The sequence below is a fragment of the Aequorivita antarctica genome, from assembly GCF_007997155.1.
Taxonomy (GTDB): domain Bacteria; phylum Bacteroidota; class Bacteroidia; order Flavobacteriales; family Flavobacteriaceae; genus Aequorivita; species Aequorivita antarctica.
Map to the genome: position 1 here is coordinate 98,919 of NZ_VORT01000006.1, position 17,955 is coordinate 116,873.

Genomic DNA, 17,955 nt, shown 5'->3' on the forward strand with positions numbered 1-17,955 from the left:
AAATCGTAAATTAGTTCTTTACGATTTTGAAGGATTTGTTTGCTCCGTCAATAGAAACAGTAGCAATGTAAATTCCAGATTGTAATCCAGAAATGCTAACAGTTTCGTTAGTGCTAGTTAGTTTTTGTGAAACTACTTGCTGGCCTAACATATTGTAAAGCGCAATTTTGTCCATTGAAGTGTTTGCGGAAAGGATCAATTGGTTGTTAGCAACAAAGTATTTAAAACCTTTGAAAGCTAAATCATTAACACCTAAAACATCAGCAGTAACTTTATAGTCATCTACTTGGAACCCAAATTGGTCTGCACCTACGTGATTGATAGCGATGTAAACATCCTGTCCAGCATAAGCATCAAGGTCAACTGTGAATTCTTCCCAGTCAATTGCTTGAGGAACTAAACCAGTTTCTAAAAGAATAAAACTACCTGTATCGGTATCAGTTGTTGAAACACCGATATTAAAGGTTTCTTCAGAATAGGTTGCATCTGCTGCTTTAGCCCAAAAAGAAAGAAGGTTTCCAGAAATACCCAAAGTTATTTGTGGAGAAATAAGCCAATCATTATTAGCATTTGTTGTTCCATCTGGCACAGCTGCGAAAGAAGTCATTGCTTTTTCACCACCACGTGCAGCCCAATTAGAATCAGCAGTAGGATCTAATGGTGGGTCAGTTGTGGTAGAATTAAAAACGATAAAAGAACCTGTGTAACCTGAATTAAGGAAAGTAATACCAGTAAAACCGTAAGTTGGTAAAAGATCAAGATCAGTCAAAGTCCAATCTCCTACATTGTCAATAAGGAAATCATCATAAGCTTCAAAGTCATCTTCAAAAATAGTAGTTTGTGCATTCATAGCAAAGCCAGCAAATAATGCGGCCAATAATGTAATTTTTTTCATTGTAATTATTAATTAAGGGATTAAAATATGATTTCCTCAAAAATATGTTTTAGCCTTTTATTATCAGTCGTTACAGAAGATTTTAACGCCTTATTGAAGATTCTAATAATATAATCGAAATAGCAGATTATCTCTATTATTATTAACAGGCTTTTTGAGCAATTCTATTATTAGAAGCTCATTGTTTGTCTTTCTCGTATTAGGGAGTAAGACTGGTTTTAATAAAACTTTGTTAAATCAGTTTTTGTAATTCAAAGAACAATCTATTCTACTTGTCAAATGGGTTAAAACCGTCATTCAATTTTAACTATCTTTGAGCCTTTATGAAGATAGTTTCGCGCATCAAACTCCCCATTGAAAAGGAAATGGAGCTTTTTGAAAAAAAGTTCTCAGCTTCCATGTCTTCCAAAGTTTCCCTTCTTAACAGAATTACACATTATGTAGTAAACAGAAAAGGCAAACAAATGCGCCCCATGTTCGTTTTCCTCATCGCAAAAATGACTGGTGATGGTGAAGTAAATGAAAGAACCTATCGAGGCGCTTCCGTCATAGAGCTTATACACACTGCAACTTTGGTACATGACGATGTGGTAGACGACAGCAACCGTCGCCGTGGTTTTTTCTCCATAAATGCGCTTTGGAAAAACAAAATTGCCGTTCTGGTTGGCGATTATCTACTCTCAAAAGGATTGTTGCTTTCTATTGACAATGATGATTTTGACTTATTGAAAATAATTTCCGTCGCCGTGCGCGAAATGAGCGAAGGCGAACTGCTTCAAATTGAAAAAGCCCGCAAGCTCGATATTACTGAAGAAATATATTTCGAAATAATCCGCCAAAAAACTGCCACCCTCATAGCTGCTTGTTGCGCAATGGGAGCTCGCTCCGTAATGGCTCCCGATGAAGAAGTTGAAAAAATGCGCAAATTCGGTGAGCTCATTGGGACTGCCTTTCAAATAAAGGACGACCTTTTTGATTACGGTAATGAACACATCGGCAAACCCACAGGCATCGATATTAAGGAGCAAAAAATGACACTCCCTTTAATATATGCTTTGAACAACTCTTCTTCCACAGAAAAAAAATGGCTGATCAATTCGGTTAAAAACCACAACAGAGACAAACAGCGCGTAAAGGAAGTCATCACTTTTGTGAAAGACAACGGCGGTCTAGATTATGCCGTAACAAAAATGAAGGAGTTTCAACAGGAAGCACTTCTGCTTTTGGAAACCTATCCCGCTTCTCCCTTCAAAGAATCGCTGGAGTTGATGGTGAATTACGTTATTGACCGGAAGAAGTAGCGGTAGGCATTAACAGTTTGAAGTAAAGGCCACATACACCGATGAAACTCTGCAACCTGAAACTTTTTCACCCTTAGGCAACCATTCTTCAGAAACCTGCGTCTATTAAAATAGAAGCATCTAACAGCGAAGCGTATTTTGAAAATTATACCATTACATAAAAACTATTCCAAATTAATTGAAAAAGCGTCTAAATCCGACCGCCGCTCACAGCATCAATTGTTTGAAATGTTTTCGCCAAAAATGCTCGGCGTGTGCAGACAGTATTTAAAAAATAACGACTTAGCTGAAGAAGTGATGCTTTCAGGTTTTCTGAAAATGTTTACGCATTTAAACGATTTCAAAAATGAAGGCAGTTTTGAAGGGTGGATACGCAGAATAATGGTGAACGAAAGTATTTCGCAACTTCGTAAAGACAAGAAACTGCATTTCATCACCGAAGCTGAAATAGATAACACCGCAGAACATTCCACCTTTATTGAAACGGAGCTAGAAGTAAATGAAATTCAAAAAATGATAGACAGCCTACCCGACGGTTATAAAACGGTTTTTGTGCTCTATGCGGTGGAAGGTTATAAACACGGTGAAATTGCAGAACTATTGCAGATAAGTGAAAACACTTCAAAAACACAACTTTTTAAAGCACGCAAAATGCTTCAAAATATGGTCAAACAACAAAATAACATTAGCTATGGCACCCTATAAACTAGAAGATAATATTCGCGAAAAGCTGGAAATGAGGGAGCTTAATCCTTCTGCAGAGGCTTGGGAAAAACTCGAAGCAAAATTGGATTCCCAACAGCCCAAAAAGAAAACTGTTCTTTGGTATTATGTTGCCGCGAGTTTTGTTGGTTTCTTAATTCTTGCTTCGGTTTTTTTTAGCAATAATAATACTGAAGTGAACCATAAAATAGTAGATGAAACTATAGTGCCGAACAGTACTGAAAGTCGACCTGAGATAATTCCAAACAATATAGAGGTTGAAGAGATTGCTTCTGAAGAAAACAGTTCAGAAAAAGTTGAAGCTATAAAATCGAATAGCGAAGGCAAGCAAAAGCAAAATTCAAAAATACTTAAACCCCTATCTCAGAAAAAATCTGAAATAGACAAAAAAGTTGATAATACAGATGTTATTGCCAAGGTCACTTATAAAGAAGAGAAACAGCCTTTAAATGCAACAACACAAAAACCCAAAGGAGAGAACAAGCTTTTCAATCAAAAAATAGACGAAGTAGTAGCATCCGTAAAAAAACTTCAAGAAAAGAACACCGAAGTTAATGCAACAGACATAGATGCATTACTGAACAATGCCCGAAGCGATATCCAGACCCAGCAAATCCTTAATAGTCCAAAAGTTGATGCCACCGCACTGCTCGAGGACGTAGAGTGGGAGGTAGAAAAAAGTTTCCGAGACAAAGTTTTCGACGCTCTTGGCGATGGTTTTCAAAAAGTGCGCACTGCTGTTTCCGAGCGCAATGACTAAAAATTAAAAAAAAATTCATCAATAAATCATCATTCATTAATCAAAAATCGAACAGTTATGAAATTAATTACAATCACAATTGCCCTTTCTTTATGGCTCTTTGCGGTAATGTACGCACAGGCACAAGAAGTTGATCACGACACCCAGACATCCATAGAGCAGCTCACTGAGCTAAAAGAAAAAATAATACAAGAAGAAAAAGAAGCCCTAAAAAGAGGTGTTGAAAACATCAATGCCCGTTTAGAGAATGAAGCAATTACCGAAACCGAAGCCGAAACCCTAAAACAAGCCGCCGCAGAAAAACATGCGCTTAACATTGAAAACCGCCTTGCTATAATAGATAATAAAGTAGCATTGCTTAAACGAAATGGAAACGTTGAAGACGATGAAGACAATGGAATGGTTATTCGCATTGGCTCTTCTGGAAAGGATAATGAAAACGATAATGTACTCTACATTGGTCCCAAAAACAAACAACGCAAATACGATCGCCGCACCACATCTGACCTCGTTTTAGCCTTCGGCCTCAACAACGTAATCACAGAAGGCGAATCAATGCAAGATTCAGACTTCAAAGTAGCCGGAAGCCGCTTTGCAGAAATAGGCTGGGCTTGGAAAACCCGCGTGTTCCAAAACACAAACTGGTTGCGTGTTAAGTACGGAGTGTCCTTTCAGTTCAATAGTTTAAAACCAACAGACAACCGCTTTTATGTAGACACTGGAGAACAGACCGAACTGCAAACTTATCCACTAAACCTAGATAAATCAAAATTCAGAATGGACAACCTAGTAGTGCCAATCCACTTTGAATTTGGCCCTTCCAAAAAAGAAGAACACGACGGCTACTTTCGTTATAATACAGAAAACCAAATAAAAGTGGGCCTCGGTGGTTATGCAGGTATCAACCTCGGCGCACGCCAAAAACTAAAATTTGAAGAAGAAGGTGAAGACCAAAAACTAAAGTTAAAGTCAGATTACAATACAAACAATTTCATCTATGGGCTTAGTGGTTACATAGGTTGGCAAGGTGTCGCTGTCTATGCCAAATATGACCTCAACACCATATTCAAGAATAACCCCATTGAGCAACGTAACGTTTCCCTCGGTCTCCGTTTTGATATAGATTAGCCATAAACTCTTTCATTATTCGTTGTTTTAAACCTGCATAGATTTTTTAAATCCGTGCAGGTTTCTTTTTTAATATCCCTATTTTTACATCACAAAATAACTGACAACCCACAACAGATAACTTAAAAGTCTTGATCTCCAGAACTACCATAGACAACGTTTTTGAAACCGCCAGAGTAGAGGAGGTGATTGGCGATTTTGTACAACTAAAGAAATCGGGAAGTAACTACAAAGGACTAAGTCCGTTTACCGATGAGCGTTCTCCGAGTTTTATGGTTAGTCCCGTAAAACAAATTTGGAAAGATTTCAGTAGTGGTAAAGGAGGCAACGTAGTCGCCTTTTTGATGGAGCACGAACACTTCACCTACCCCGAAGCCATAAAATATTTGGCGAAGAAATACGCAATAGAAGTAGAAGAAACCGAACAAACCCCTGAAGACAAAGTACAAGCCAACGAGCGCGAAAGCCTTTATTTAGTAAGCGAGTTCGCCAAAGACTATTTTCACAGCACCCTCCTAAAAACCGAAGAGGGAAAGGCCATCGGGCTTTCCTATTTTAAAGAAAGAGGTTTTACTGATGAAACCATCAAAAAGTTTGAACTCGGTTATTCGCCAGATTCCTGGGACGCCTTTACCAGCCACGCCATCAAAAAAGCCTACAAATTAGAGTTCCTCGAAAAAACTGGATTGTCAATTGTAAAAGAAGAAAAACAATTCGACCGTTTTAAGGGGAGGGTAATGTTCCCAATCTTGAGTATGAGTGGTCGCACGCTTGGTTTTGGTGGTCGGATTTTAACTTCGGATAAAAAAGCAGCGAAATACTTAAACTCTCCCGAAAGCGATATTTACCACAAAAGTAAAGTGCTTTACGGTATTTTTAACGCCAAACAAAGCATCGCCAAAGAGGATAATTGCTATTTGGTGGAAGGATATACAGATGTTATCCAGTTTTATCAAACGGGTATTCACAACGTGGTTTCCTCTTCGGGAACTGCCTTGACTTCAGAGCAGATTCGCCTAATAAACCGGCTTACCAAAAACATTACCGTTCTTTTTGATGGTGATGCAGCGGGACTTCGTGCTTCTCTTCGCGGTATCGACTTGATTTTGGAACAGGGGATGAACGTAAAAATCTGCACCTTCCCCGAAGGCGAAGATCCTGACAGTTTTTCGCGTAAAAATTCTTTGGAAGAACTCACGCTCTATTTAGAGGAAAACGCCAAAGATTTCATAACCTTTAAGGCCTCATTACTTGCCAATGAAGCAAAAAATGATCCTGTAAAAAAATCAGAAACCATTCACGATATGGTCAACAGCATCGCTAAGATCCCAGATGTTATAAAGCGTGAAGTGTATATTAAGGAATGTTCGCGGATTATGGACATTTCAGAACAAGTACTTTTTAATACGCTTGCGCAGATTTTTCAAAAGGAACGGAAAGATGCTTCCAAAAAAGCTGTTGTTCCGCAAGAAGCATTTCAGGTTATCCCTTCAGAAAAAAAGATTGAAAAGGTAGATGTCCAATTCCAGTTGGAACATAAAATAATTGAACTGCTGCTTTTGTATGGCAACGTTGAGGAAGATTTTGAGGAATTAATATTGGAAGCTGACGAAAAAGGAGAAATTATTTTGAAACCCGAAATCCACAAGTCGCGTGTGTTTGAAAAAATATATCTCGATTTACAGGAAGACGAAATTGAATTTATGAATCCAGAATTCAAGGGATTATATTTTGAAGTAATTAATCGTTTCAATCAAAATCCAGAAGCCAAGGCCGAAACTTTTATTAATGAATTGGATCCAGAAATGGCATCTTCTGTTACCCACATATTGATGGAAGAAGAAAGATATTCGCTCAGTAATTGGGAACGAATGGAAATATATGTGAAGGTAAAAGAGCAAACCATTGCCCAAATAGTAAGTGAGACCATCCTCAATCTGCGCCGTCATTTGGTTTCGCAGAAAATCAATGAGCTTTCTGAAGCAATGAAGCAGGAGGACAACCTAGAAAAAGAGTCTGGTTTACAAGAAATTGTGGACTATATAAGCCTTAAAAAAGTGCTTTCCAATAAATTAAACAGAGTGCTTTAAATTAATTGAATTGAAACATTCTGGCTTGGTTTATTAATTCGGCCAAGCTTGTTACTTTCAATTTTTTTAGCAAACGCGTTTTATAGGTGCTCACGGTTTTTTCGTTTATTTCTAAGAGCGTAGCTATGTCTTTGTTGCGTTTTCCATTGGAAAGTAAGTTCAAAACTTCAATCTCCCTTGCAGAAAGCTTTTTATAGCGTCCCATAATTGTATTGTCATTTATAGACTTGTTGTTGAAGGCGGCCGTAAGTTCGTCGTTCAAAAACACGCCGCCTGTTGCGATGCGTCTAATGGCTTGAAGAAAAACTATTTCTGAAGATGTTTTTGGAATATACCCGGCAGCACCTGATTTTATAGAGCGCAATGCATAAATTTCTTCTGGATGTGAAGAAAAAATAGCAATCCGTGTTCTTGGAAATTCTTCCCGAATACTACGAAGGGCATGAAAACCATTGATTTCAGGTATGTCTAGTTCCAATAATAAGATGTCGGGGCGCTCCTTTTCTAAACATTTCAGTAATTCTGATCCGCGTGAAACTTTTCCGACTATTAAATATTCATGTGTGCTATCGAGTAAAACTTCTGCACCTTTTCTCGTTATGGGGTGATGGTCTGCAATTACAACTTTTTTCATCTTATTGAATTTATAGATTTTTGAATGTATAAAAACTTCAGATCTGGGGAGAAACTCTGTTTTAACAACGTAATATTAATATTACATTTTGAATATATATAATCTTAAGAGTAAGAATAATAAACCTTTCGTTTAATGGTTAAAATATTCGGTAAATAACAAGCCTATTTCAGTTCGGTAGGAATTTCACAAACAGGAATTGGCATCATTTTGTGTTGGTTGGCTTTATTGAGTCGGTTATAAATATTAAAGACCACTTGTTGTCTTCCAGAAAAATCGGAGCTGCTTTTGCCTTTTTCAGTCATTTTCATAGCCCACTCCAATTCGTCATAACTTGCACCAAGTTGGTCTTCATCGGTTCGGTCATCGCCCCATAACCCATCGGTTGGTGCTGCTTCAATTATTTCTTTATTTATTCCTAAATGCCGAGCAATTTGGTAAACTTCACTTTTCATCAAATCGGCTATCGGGCTTAAATCCACCCCGCCGTCACCATATTTTGTATAAAAGCCCACTCCAAAATCCTCCACTTTATTACCGGTCCCTGCCACCAAATATTTGTTGAGGGCAGCAAAATAATAAAGTGTTGTCATACGCAAACGAGCGCGGGCGTTTGCTAGGGACATAAAACGATCTTCTTCTTTTTCAACTTTTGGCAAAGCATCAATCATGGAGTCAAAAACAGGCGTAAGGTTTACGTCAATTTTTTTAACGCTCTGAAAATTTTCTTTTAGCCAAGATATGTGGTTATAGGCCCGACTAACCTGAGAAGGAGCTTGGTGTATGGGCATTTCTAAACATAAAAGGTCGAGCCCTGTTTTTGCGCATAAAGCTGAGGTTACGGCAGAATCAATACCCCCGCTGATGCCAATTACAAAGCCGTCCATTTTTGCGTTTACTGCATAGGTTTTTAACCAATTTACAATATGATTTATTACTTTTTCGGTTTGCATTTTCTGTGTTTTTAATCTTTTATAATAATACCTTTGCACTGCAAAAGTTGTTAAAGATAAAATTAATAAAAAGGAATGGCGTTAACCAACAATAACATTTTTTCTGCTATGAAGTATTGCGTATTGGTTCTTTTCGGGGTTTTCCTTCTTTCGTGCAACAATGAAAGCAAAGTTGAAAAGGAAATTGAAAAAATTCCTATGAATGTTGAAATAATTCGTTTCGACAAAGAATTTGCGGCGGCAACTCCAGCAGACCTTCCTAAACTGAAAGCAGAATTCCCAGCCTTTTTTCCGAAGCAATACAACGACAGTGTTTGGGTTGAAAAGTTGACCGATACGCTTCAGGACCAACTGGAAAGTGAAGTGCTCAAAACGTATCCAAAGGAGGAAGGATTGGAAGATTTATTAGTTCCTCTTTTTCAGCACATAAAATATTATTTCCCAGAATTTATAACACCAATGGTGGTAACTGCGACTTCGGATGTAGATTACCGCAATAAAGTAATTCTTGCGAATAGTATGCTTGTGATAGGTTTGGACAATTACTTGGGAAGCGACCATCGGTTTTACGAAGGCATTGATAAGTATATTACCAAAGAAATGAAGCCTTCACAAATTAGTCCAGATGTGGCCGAAATCTATGCTAGACAATATATAAGACCTCCAGCTAAAGCTTTATTTTTAGGTCAGATTATATATTACGGAAAAGAACTTTACTTAAAGGATTTATGGCTTCCAAATATTTCTGATGCAGAAAAAATGGGATATACAGAAGCAGAATTTCAATGGGCCGAGGAGAATGAAGAATATATGTGGCGCTATTTTATTGAAAAAGAATTGCTTTATAGCACAGACCCAAAGCTTGGCGCGCGGTTTATAAGCCCTGCACCATTTTCAAAATTTTATCTCGAAATAGATAACGAATCTCCAGGAATGTTGGGTCGCTATTTAGGTTGGAAAATTGTACGTGCCTATATGGAAAACAACGACACAGACGTTCAGCAATTGATGGTTGCTGATGCTGATGAAATATTTAAAAATTCAAAATACAAACCAAAGAAATAATGGCAGTAAAACATACTTCTGAAATAAAACTAAACGTAGGTCTTGACGAAAACAAAATTCCTGAAACCATACATTGGACTGCCGAAGACGGCGGTATTACAAACGAAGTAACCAAAGCGGCTATGCTCTCGGTTTGGGACCCTAAAAGTAAGGAGTCACTTCGAATTGATTTATGGACAAAGGATATGCCCGTGGACGAAATGAAAATTTTCTTTCACCAAACCTTAAGTGCGATGGCAGATACATTTCAGCGCGCTACCAATGATGATAAAATGAGCGATACTATGCGCGATTTTTGTGATTATTTTGCTGAGAAGTTAGAGCTAAAGCGGGAATAATTAAATTCAGAATTCAGAAGTAGGAATTGAAGCATTAAGCTCATCTATATATTTCAAAACTTCATCCCTTCCCATTGAATCGCTGGCTGAGGTAATGAAATAAGGAGGCATTTCTTCCCAAGTTTCTAGCATTTTTTCGGTGTAAGCAGCAATGTTTCGTTCCAAAGCTTTTGGTTTCAATTTATCCGCTTTGGTGAAAATTATATTGAAAGGAATTCCGCTTTCGCCCATCCATTGCATAAATTCCAAATCTATTGGTTGCGGTTCGTGGCGACAATCTACCAAAACAAAGGCGAGCACCATCTGTTCTCGTTTTTCAAAATAATTGGTAATGAATTTTTGGAAAACCTTTTTGCTGCTTTTAGAAACACGAGCGTAGCCGTAACCTGGCAAATCGACCAAATACCAATTTTTATTGATAAGAAAATGATTGATAAGCTGTGTCTTTCCAGGTCTACCCGAAGTTTTTGCTAAACTTTTACGCAGCATAAGCATATTGATAAGGGAAGATTTCCCCACGTTGCTGCGCCCAATAAAAGCATATTCTGGCAAACGGTCTTTTGGGCATTTGGCAACTTCGCTGTTGCTCATCATAAATTCCGCCGATTTGATATGCATGGTTTTAAATTTTAAGAGAAAATTTATTTAGTTAGACGCGTAACGAATAACCTACTGCCTTTCAATACCCACGCTTCTCTAGCCAAGCGTAAAGTAATTGGTTGAATTCATCGGGATGTTCCATCATTGCGGCGTGGCCACATTTATCAATCCAATAAAGCTCAGAATCTGGCAAAAGTTCATCAAACTCTATAGCAACTTCTGGAGGTGTAACATTGTCGTTTTTCCCCCATATAATACAAGTTGGCGTGTGCATTATTGGCAAATCTTTCGCCATATTATGCCTAATAGCGCTTTTGGCAATGGCAAGTGTGCGTATCAATTTGTTTCGGTCGTTTACGGTTTCGTAAACATCGTCCACAATTTCTTTGGTGGCAATTGCTGGGTCGTAAAAAACGTTTTCGGCTTTTTGTTTTATGTATTCGTAATCGCCTCGTTTTGGATAACTTTCACCCATGGCACTTTCATAAAGACCTGAACTTCCTGTGATTATCAAAGCTTTAACTTTCTCAGGATACATTTTTGTACAGAGCAAGCCAATGTGCCCGCCCAGGGAGTTTCCCAAAAGAATAACTTCCTCATAGCCCAAATGATCAATGAACTGTGCTGCGTATTTCGCGAAATTTTTCACGTTTGTACGTAATAAAGTCATTTTATAAATGGGTAGCTCAGGAATTAGGATTTTGTAGCCTTTCGGTGGAAAGAAATCTGCAACCCCATCAAAATTACTCAACCCACCCATAAGCCCGTGAAGGATGATTATTGGAGTGCCTTCACCTATTTCAAAATATGAAAATTTTCCTTCTTTCTTTAAGTTTTCCGACATGCTTGGTTCGTGCAATTTAGATTGACAAAAGTAAACAAAATTATTTCATAAGGTCTATTTAAAATCCGGCTTTGTTGATTACTGTTTTGATTTTACTTTATCTACAAAGTGGTAAAACTTATCAACAAAGTGGTAGAATGTGGTAAAATGTGGTAAAAGTTATATATATTTGAAACAACAAATTGCAAACAGAGAATTTCCACAATGCTCAATCTAATAGGCACATACGAATGTAAAGCAGACGTAAAGGGACGGGTCATGGTGCCTGCGCCTTTAAAAAAGCAGTTAGCTTCGGTAGCGCCAGAGGGGTTTGTGATTAAGCGTGCCGTATTTCAGCCCTGTTTGGAAATGTATCCAATGAAAGAATGGGACGCCTTAATGCAGAAAATGGGCGAACTCAACCGATTCAGTAGAAAGAACAACGATTTTATTAGAAGGTTTACAGCTGGTGTAAAAACCGTAGAGCTAGACGCCACAGGTCGTTTACTAATCCCCAAAGATCTTCTTTCTTTCGCTGGAATCAATAAGGAATTGGTGATTTCTTCAGCTATAAACATTGTAGAGATTTGGGATAAAGACAAATACGAACAGGCCATTGATGACGCCGCAAACGACTTTGCTGATTTGGCCGAAGAAGTAATGGGAAACAAAAGCAATGATGGTGATGGAGTATCATAATCCAGTTTTACTAAATGAAACTGTCGAGGGGCTCAACATAAAACCAGACGGTGTATATGTTGATGTTACTTTCGGCGGCGGTGGGCACTCCCAGGAAATTCTTAAACGTTTGGGGCCAAATGGAAAATTGATAGCTTTTGACCAAGATAAAGATGCTTTGGAAAACGCTATTGACGATGAGCGATTTCTGCTTATCAATCAAAACTTTCGACTTCTCAAGAAGTTTTTACGCTTTCACGGTTATAAAACGGTTGACGGTATTTTGGGTGATTTCGGAGTTTCGTCACATCAGTTTGACGTTGCCGAAAGAGGTTTTTCAACCCGTTTTGAAGCCGATTTGGACATGCGAATGAATCGTGACAGTAATTTTTCGGCATATACGGTTGTCAATAAATATGAAGAAGCCCAATTGCGAAATGTTCTTTCGAATTATGGCGAATTACGCAGCGCGGCCGGAATGGCGCGAATTATTGTTGAGGCCCGTGAAAGTGGAAAAATAAAAACTAGCGAACAACTTAAAAAAGTGCTAAGAAGGTTTCTTCCGCCGCACAAAGAAAATAAAATTCTTGCCCAGATTTATCAAGCTATCAGGATTGAAGTGAATCAAGAACTAGAAGCGTTGAAGGAATTTTTACTTCAAACTAACGAAGTTTTGGAGCCGGGCGGACGCATCAGTTTGATAAGTTACCACTCTTTGGAGGATAGATTGGTGAAAAGATATATCCGCAGTGGAATGTTTGAGGGCGAACCGGAAAAGGATGTCTTTGGAAGAGTTGAAGTGCCTTTTAAGGCAATTGGAAAATTTATTATTCCTTCAGAAGAAGAAATAAAATTGAACAACCGAGCCCGAAGTGCCAAGCTTCGGATAGCAGAGAAATTATAGCATGAAAGAAGGTTTTTACAATATAATAAAAGGAAAATTCTTGGTAAGCGATGACGCGTTGAAGAACTGGCGTTTCATCATTTTTCTTTCATTTTTGGCTTTGGTAATGATCGGCAGTTCACACAGTGCAGACAAAAAAGTGCACAAAATATCAAAACTGAACGCACAAGTAAAGGAGCTGAAAAGCGAATACGTTGATGTTCGGATGCTCTTGATGCAGGCCAGAATGGAAAGCAAAATTATAGCCGCAATGGAAAGCCGCGATTTGCTGCCTTCCGGAACACCGCCAAAAAGAATTCGAATTATCGAGAAAAAAGAATAGAGAAAAAAGAAAAGACACACACCAGACAATAGATAACCACGCATGGCTTTCGAAGAAAAACACATATTAAACCGTTTGTACATCGTTGCTGGATGTATGTTTTTCTTCGCCCTTGCCATAAGTGTCAAGTTGATGAATATCCAGTTTGTGCATGGCGAACAATACAGAGAACTTGCCAAAGAAAATACTACCAAAAATTTTATAATTCCAGCAAATCGAGGCAATGTTTATGCGGATGACGGCAGCCTTTTGGCTACTTCGGTTCCAAAATATGACATCCGTTTTGATGCAGTTACGGTTACTTCCGAAGATTTCAATGAAAACCTAAAGCCACTTTCCGAAGGCTTAAGCAAGATGTTTGGAAAGCCTGTATCCTATTATCAGGAAATGTTCAGAAAGGCTCGAGCTGATAAAAACCGTTATCAGTTGGTTGTTAAAAATTTGGGCTATTCCAATTATATTAAAGTGAAGAATTTGCCCCTTTTCCGAAAAGGACCTTATAAAGGAGGCCTTATCGTGGAACAACGCACAGTTCGCGAACATCCCATTGGGCTAATTGCACAGCGTACCGTAGGCGATGAGGCTTTTGACCGTCCCGGCTATTACGCCGTAGGTCTTGAGGGTGCCTTTAATGATTTATTGACTGGGAAAGAGGGGCATCGACTTAAACAAAAAATTGCTCAAGGCCAATGGAAACCAATTTCTGATGACAACGAAATTGAACCCCAAGATGGTTACGACATTGTTTCAACCATAAATGTAAATATCCAAGATATTGCGCATCACGCGTTGTTGAAGCAGTTGGAGTACTACGAAGCTGAACACGGAAGCGTAATAGTGATGGAAGTTGCCACTGGAGAGATAAAAGCTGTTTCAAACCTTGGTAGAACTTCAAGCGGGACTTATTATGAAAAACTAAATTACGCTATCGGCGAATCCCATGAGCCGGGCTCTACTTTTAAAGTAATGGCAATGATGGCCGCTTTGGAAGATAAAGTGATTGATACTAGTACAGTAATTGACACAGGCAATGGTGTAAAAGTTTTTTACGGAAGAAAAATCTACGATTCCCATCGTGGTGGTTACGGAAAAATTTCGGCGGCAAAAGCGCTTGAAGTTTCTTCAAACATCGGTTTGGCTACAATTATCAATGACAATTATTCTAAAAACCCAAATAAATTCATCGACCGCTTAAAAAGCTGGAATCTCACCGAAAAGACTGGGGTTAAAATTAAAGGAGAAGGAAAACCTATGATTCCACAGCCAGGTGACAAAAAATGGAGCAAGAATGCCTTGCCGTCCATGGCCTATGGCTACAATTTACGGTTAACACCTTTGCAAACGCTCACATTCTATAATGCTATTGCGAACAATGGAGTAATGGTAAAACCTCGTTTTATAAAGGAAGTAAGGGCTTGGAATGAAAAGGTAACTACTTATGATACGAAGGTTATAAATCCTAAAATTTGTTCAGATAAAACCTTGAGTGAAATCAAGGAAATAATGAAAAACATTGTAAAACGAGGTACTGGAAAATCACTCTATTCCCCTGATTTCTCAATGGCGGGAAAAACTGGAACAGCACAGACTGAATACTGGATGCCAGACTGGAAAAGCAACCGACGTTATATTTCTTCGTTTGCGGGGTTTTTTCCAGCTGAAAACCCAAAGTATTCCTGTATTGTGATTATTCATAAACCAAGTACAAAAAAAGGGTTTTACGGCGCCGATGTTTCTGGTCCGGTTTTTAAAAGAATTGCTCAAAAAATCTTTACCGATTCTCAAATAATCGATTCTGTGGAAGATGTTGAAAAAACCGATCCAGTGATTGAAAAGGATTATGAACAGTATTATGCTAAGTTGCAGCAAACTGCCAAAATCATTCCCAATGTAACCGGAATGGCGGGTATGGACGCAGTTTCTCTGCTAGAAAATCTTGGGCTTAAAGTTCAAGTTGTTGGGAATGGAACAGTTTCCAAACAATCCCTAAAATCTGGGGAAATTTTGAAGAAAGGTCAACAAATAATCTTGAATTTATCGTGATACTTTTAAAGGACATATTGTATAAGGTTACCATCGAAAGTGTTGTTGGCAGTACTTCTGTGGCTATAAATAATCTTGAGTTTGATTCGCGAAATGTATCATTGAACGATGTTTTTGTGGCCATAAAAGGAAACGTTTCCGATGGACACCAATTTATTAAAAAAGCTGCAGACCAAGGTGCTCTGGTCATTATATGTGAAACCTTGCCAGAAAACATCGTAAACGGAATAACCTACGTTCAAGTTTCAGATTCACATAAGGCATTGGCGATAATGGCGGCCAATTATTACGGCAATCCTTCTGAAGAATTGAAACTGGTAGGAATAACCGGAACCAACGGAAAAACAACAGTTTCTTCATTGTTGTATCAACTTTTCAAAAAAGCCGGAATGGAAGCAGGTTTGCTTTCTACAGTAAAAATAATGGTGGGTGATGCCGAATATAAGGCTTCGCACACAACACCGGATTCATTGACCATCAATAAATATCTACGTGAAATGGTAGATACTGGTGTGGAATTCTGTTTTATGGAAGTGAGTTCTCATGGAATCCATCAAAAACGCACAGAAGCTTTGCGTTTTGTGGGTGGTGTTTTTACCAATCTTTCCCATGACCATTTGGACTATCACAAAGATTTTGCAGAATACAGAGATGTAAAAAAATCATTTTTTGATGAATTACCGAAAACAGCTTTCGCATTGGTAAATGTAGATGACAAGAATGGTGTGGTAATGCTTCAAAACACTAAAGCCGAGAAGAATACATATGCACTAAAAACCTACGCTGATTATAAAGCACAAGTTTTGGAGAGTCAATTTACAGGACAGCTCCTTAAAATTAATAATCAGGAATTATGGGTAAAATTAATTGGAGGTTTCAACGCCTACAATTTATTGGCAATCTACGGAACAGCTCAACTTCTAGGTTTAGAGGAACTCGAAATCCTTCAAATAATGAGCACTTTGGAAAGTGTGGACGGTAGGTTTCAGTATTTAATATCAGAAAAGAAAATTACCGCAATTGTTGATTATGCACATACACCCGACGCTTTAAAAAATGTATTGGAAACTATAAATAGTATTCGCACCGGTAATGAAGAAGTGATAACAGTTGTTGGCTGCGGTGGCGACCGTGACGCACAGAAACGTCCGGTGATGGGAAACATCGCCGCTTCATTGAGCACGAAGGTGGTTTTTACTAGCGACAATCCGCGAAGTGAAAACCCTGAAAAAATCATTGAACAAATAGAAGCCGGCGTACCTGCAGAACATTATAAAAAAACGATATCGATAACAAATAGAAAGGAAGCAATTAAAGCCGCTTGCCAAATGGCGAAGGAAAACGACATCATTTTAATTGCCGGAAAAGGTCACGAAACCTATCAAGAAATCAAAGGCGAACGTTTCGATTTTGATGATTTTAAAACGGTGAACCAACTTTTAACAACCCTAAACAAATAGCTCAATGCTCTATTACCTTTTTGAATATTTGGATAAAACGTACGATGTACCAGGCGCGGGGCTGTTCAATTTTATTACTTTCCGAGCGATTTTGGCAGTTATCCTTTCGCTATTTATCGCCACTGTTTATGGTAAAAAAATAATCAAATATCTACAGAAGAAACAAGTAGGTGAGTCCATCCGCGACCTCGGTTTGGATGGTCAAAACGAAAAAGCAGGAACGCCAACAATGGGTGGTATTATCATAATTTTAGCAACATTGATTCCCGTACTGCTCTTCGCCAAACTGGAAAATATTTATGTGATTCTTTTGATAGTTACTACATTATGGATGGGGACTATCGGTTTTATTGATGATTATATCAAGAAATTCAAAAACGACAAACAGGGCTTGCCGGGAAAGTTTAAAATAATTGGGCAAATAGGTTTGGGACTTTTCGTTGGGGTTACAATGTACTTACATCCAGACATTGTGGTTCAACGTAATATCGAAAACCCTGGAACGGAAACTGAAATAATTGCCAAGGGGCCAACCAATGAGTTTTATGTGAAGGATAAAGCGATGCTTACTACCATTCCTTTTGTAAAAGAAAACGAATTCAATTATTCAGAACTCATAAGTTGGGCGGGCGAAAACTATAAAAGTTATGTGTGGCTTATTTTTATTCCAATTGTAATTTTTATAATCACTGCGGTTTCAAATGGCGCCAATCTTACCGACGGAATTGATGGACTCGCCGCGGGAACTTCAGCAATTATTGGACTTACGCTGGCGCTCTTTGCATGGGTTTCGGGCAACGTTATTTTTGCTGATTATTTGAACATAATGTACATCCCAAATACAGGGGAGATGACCATTTTCATTACTGCATTTGTGGGATCTCTCATTGGGTTTTTATGGTATAACACCTATCCAGCGCAAGTATTTATGGGCGATACGGGTAGTTTGACCATTGGTGGAATTATAGCTGTCATTGCAATTGCCGTTCGGAAAGAATTGTTGATTCCAATTCTCTGTGGAATCTTTTTGATGGAAAATCTTTCTGTGGTTTTACAGGTAAGTTGGTTCAAGTACACAAAAAAGAAATTTGGTGAAGGAAGGCGCATTTTCAGAATGGCGCCACTTCATCACCATTATCAAATAAAGGGTTTTCACGAAAGCAAGATTGTAACACGATTTTGGATTGTAGGGATATTCTTGGCAATCATCACGATTGTAACGCTAAAAATTAGATAAA

18 protein-coding genes are annotated in these 17,955 nt (G+C 38.3%); 13 read left to right on the plus strand and 5 right to left on the minus strand.

The genetic code is table 11. The features are described 5' to 3' along the window. Nucleotides 1-10: 10 nt before the first annotated feature. The gene (locus ESU54_RS09840; protein ID WP_111844267.1) at nt 11-895 is read right to left on the minus strand and encodes a T9SS-dependent choice-of-anchor J family protein; all 885 of its coding nucleotides are present in this window, start codon (nt 893-895) and stop codon (nt 11-13) included. Nucleotides 896-1,218: 323 nt separating this feature from the next. Between ESU54_RS09840 and ESU54_RS09845 the strand changes: the two genes are divergently transcribed. The 5 genes from ESU54_RS09845 to dnaG all read left to right on the plus strand — a co-directional run bounded on the left by ESU54_RS09845 (nt 1,219) and on the right by dnaG (nt 6,897). Then, nucleotides 1,219-2,196, plus strand: coding sequence for a polyprenyl synthetase family protein (locus ESU54_RS09845; protein ID WP_111844266.1), 978 nt, complete (start codon nt 1,219-1,221; stop codon nt 2,194-2,196). Between the two features lie 138 nt (nt 2,197-2,334). Continuing rightward, nucleotides 2,335-2,901, plus strand: coding sequence for an RNA polymerase sigma factor (locus tag ESU54_RS09850; protein ID WP_111844265.1), 567 nt, complete (start codon nt 2,335-2,337; stop codon nt 2,899-2,901). After that, nucleotides 2,888-3,679: a hypothetical protein gene (locus tag ESU54_RS09855; protein WP_111844264.1), complete on the plus strand. Its 792-nt coding sequence runs from the start codon at nt 2,888-2,890 to the stop codon at nt 3,677-3,679. The genes ESU54_RS09850 and ESU54_RS09855 overlap by 14 nt, the downstream gene beginning before the upstream one ends. 57 nt (nt 3,680-3,736) lie before the next feature. After that, a complete protein-coding gene (locus tag ESU54_RS09860; protein ID WP_111844263.1) occupies nt 3,737-4,807 on the plus strand; it encodes a porin family protein in 1,071 nt (356 codons plus the stop codon). A 131-nt stretch (nt 4,808-4,938) separates the two neighbouring features. After that, complete coding sequence (gene dnaG, locus ESU54_RS09865) at nt 4,939-6,897, plus strand: DNA primase (protein ID WP_111844262.1); 1,959 nt, start codon at nt 4,939-4,941, stop codon at nt 6,895-6,897. Nucleotide 6,898: 1 nt separating this feature from the next. Here dnaG and ESU54_RS09870 read toward each other — a convergent pair whose 3' ends face one another. Next, the gene (locus ESU54_RS09870; protein WP_111844261.1) at nt 6,899-7,531 is read right to left on the minus strand and encodes a response regulator; all 633 of its coding nucleotides are present in this window, start codon (nt 7,529-7,531) and stop codon (nt 6,899-6,901) included. A gap of 164 nt (nt 7,532-7,695) precedes the next feature. After that, nucleotides 7,696-8,484, minus strand: a complete 789-nt coding sequence (gene nadE, locus ESU54_RS09875) for an NAD(+) synthase (protein ID WP_111844317.1) — start codon at nt 8,482-8,484, stop codon at nt 7,696-7,698. Nucleotides 8,485-8,592: 108 nt separating this feature from the next. Between nadE and gldB the strand changes: the two genes are divergently transcribed. Both gldB and gldC read left to right on the plus strand, forming a co-directional pair. Next, the gene (gene gldB / locus ESU54_RS09880; RefSeq protein ID WP_235004567.1) at nt 8,593-9,549 is read left to right on the plus strand and encodes a gliding motility lipoprotein GldB; all 957 of its coding nucleotides are present in this window, start codon (nt 8,593-8,595) and stop codon (nt 9,547-9,549) included. After that, on the plus strand, nt 9,549-9,887 hold the full coding sequence (gldC, locus tag ESU54_RS09885; RefSeq protein WP_111844259.1) for a gliding motility protein GldC: 339 nt from the start codon (nt 9,549-9,551) through the stop codon (nt 9,885-9,887). The genes gldB and gldC overlap by 1 nt, the downstream gene beginning before the upstream one ends. Nucleotides 9,888-9,893: 6 nt before the next feature. On the opposite strand, the gene yihA is transcribed toward gldC, so the two are convergent. Together yihA and ESU54_RS09895 are read right to left on the minus strand one after the other, a co-directional pair. Continuing rightward, on the minus strand, nt 9,894-10,505 hold the full coding sequence (gene yihA, locus ESU54_RS09890; protein ID WP_111844258.1) for a ribosome biogenesis GTP-binding protein YihA/YsxC: 612 nt from the start codon (nt 10,503-10,505) through the stop codon (nt 9,894-9,896). Between the two features lie 61 nt (nt 10,506-10,566). Further along, nucleotides 10,567-11,331: an alpha/beta fold hydrolase gene (locus tag ESU54_RS09895; protein WP_111844257.1), complete on the minus strand. Its 765-nt coding sequence runs from the start codon at nt 11,329-11,331 to the stop codon at nt 10,567-10,569. 204 nt (nt 11,332-11,535) lie between these two features. Here ESU54_RS09895 and mraZ point away from each other — a divergent pair, with 204 nt between their 5' ends. The 6 genes from mraZ to mraY are packed head-to-tail and all read left to right on the plus strand — an operon-like array spanning nt 11,536 to nt 17,954. After that, nucleotides 11,536-12,009, plus strand: a complete 474-nt coding sequence (gene mraZ / locus ESU54_RS09900) for a division/cell wall cluster transcriptional repressor MraZ (RefSeq protein WP_111844256.1) — start codon at nt 11,536-11,538, stop codon at nt 12,007-12,009. After that, nucleotides 11,996-12,892, plus strand: a complete 897-nt coding sequence (gene rsmH / locus ESU54_RS09905; protein WP_111844316.1) for a 16S rRNA (cytosine(1402)-N(4))-methyltransferase RsmH — start codon at nt 11,996-11,998, stop codon at nt 12,890-12,892. The genes mraZ and rsmH overlap by 14 nt, the downstream gene beginning before the upstream one ends. Nucleotide 12,893: 1 nt before the next feature. Further along, nucleotides 12,894-13,214, plus strand: coding sequence for an FtsL-like putative cell division protein (locus ESU54_RS09910; protein ID WP_111844255.1), 321 nt, complete (start codon nt 12,894-12,896; stop codon nt 13,212-13,214). A 42-nt stretch (nt 13,215-13,256) separates the two neighbouring features. Then, a complete protein-coding gene (locus tag ESU54_RS09915) occupies nt 13,257-15,257 on the plus strand; it encodes a penicillin-binding protein (RefSeq protein ID WP_111844254.1) in 2,001 nt (666 codons plus the stop codon). Then, nucleotides 15,254-16,717 carry a UDP-N-acetylmuramoyl-L-alanyl-D-glutamate--2,6-diaminopimelate ligase gene (locus ESU54_RS09920; RefSeq protein ID WP_111844253.1) on the plus strand — a complete coding sequence of 488 codons (1,464 nt, stop codon included), beginning with the start codon at nt 15,254-15,256 and terminating at the stop codon, nt 16,715-16,717. Before ESU54_RS09915 ends, ESU54_RS09920 begins: the two co-directional genes overlap by 4 nt. A gap of 4 nt (nt 16,718-16,721) precedes the next feature. Beyond that, the gene (mraY, locus tag ESU54_RS09925; protein ID WP_111844252.1) at nt 16,722-17,954 is read left to right on the plus strand and encodes a phospho-N-acetylmuramoyl-pentapeptide-transferase; all 1,233 of its coding nucleotides are present in this window, start codon (nt 16,722-16,724) and stop codon (nt 17,952-17,954) included. The last annotated feature ends 1 nt before the right edge of the window (nt 17,955 follow it).

Coding starts and splice junctions, on each gene's coding strand:
- rsmH (WP_111844316.1), top strand. CDS start 11,996: ATGGAGTATCATAATCCAGTTTTACTAAATGAAACTGTCGAGGGGCTC.
- ESU54_RS09840 (WP_111844267.1), bottom strand. CDS start 895: ATGAAAAAAATTACATTATTGGCCGCATTATTTGCTGGCTTTGCTATG.
- gldB (WP_235004567.1), top strand. CDS start 8,593: ATGAAGTATTGCGTATTGGTTCTTTTCGGGGTTTTCCTTCTTTCGTGC.
- ESU54_RS09870 (WP_111844261.1), bottom strand. CDS start 7,531: ATGAAAAAAGTTGTAATTGCAGACCATCACCCCATAACGAGAAAAGGT.
- nadE (WP_111844317.1), bottom strand. CDS start 8,484: ATGCAAACCGAAAAAGTAATAAATCATATTGTAAATTGGTTAAAAACC.
- ESU54_RS09895 (WP_111844257.1), bottom strand. CDS start 11,331: ATGTCGGAAAACTTAAAGAAAGAAGGAAAATTTTCATATTTTGAAATA.
- mraZ (WP_111844256.1), top strand. CDS start 11,536: ATGCTCAATCTAATAGGCACATACGAATGTAAAGCAGACGTAAAGGGA.
- mraY (WP_111844252.1), top strand. CDS start 16,722: ATGCTCTATTACCTTTTTGAATATTTGGATAAAACGTACGATGTACCA.
- ESU54_RS09860 (WP_111844263.1), top strand. CDS start 3,737: ATGAAATTAATTACAATCACAATTGCCCTTTCTTTATGGCTCTTTGCG.
- ESU54_RS09855 (WP_111844264.1), top strand. CDS start 2,888: ATGGCACCCTATAAACTAGAAGATAATATTCGCGAAAAGCTGGAAATG.
- yihA (WP_111844258.1), bottom strand. CDS start 10,505: ATGCATATCAAATCGGCGGAATTTATGATGAGCAACAGCGAAGTTGCC.
- ESU54_RS09915 (WP_111844254.1), top strand. CDS start 13,257: ATGGCTTTCGAAGAAAAACACATATTAAACCGTTTGTACATCGTTGCT.
- ESU54_RS09845 (WP_111844266.1), top strand. CDS start 1,219: ATGAAGATAGTTTCGCGCATCAAACTCCCCATTGAAAAGGAAATGGAG.
- gldC (WP_111844259.1), top strand. CDS start 9,549: ATGGCAGTAAAACATACTTCTGAAATAAAACTAAACGTAGGTCTTGAC.
- ESU54_RS09910 (WP_111844255.1), top strand. CDS start 12,894: ATGAAAGAAGGTTTTTACAATATAATAAAAGGAAAATTCTTGGTAAGC.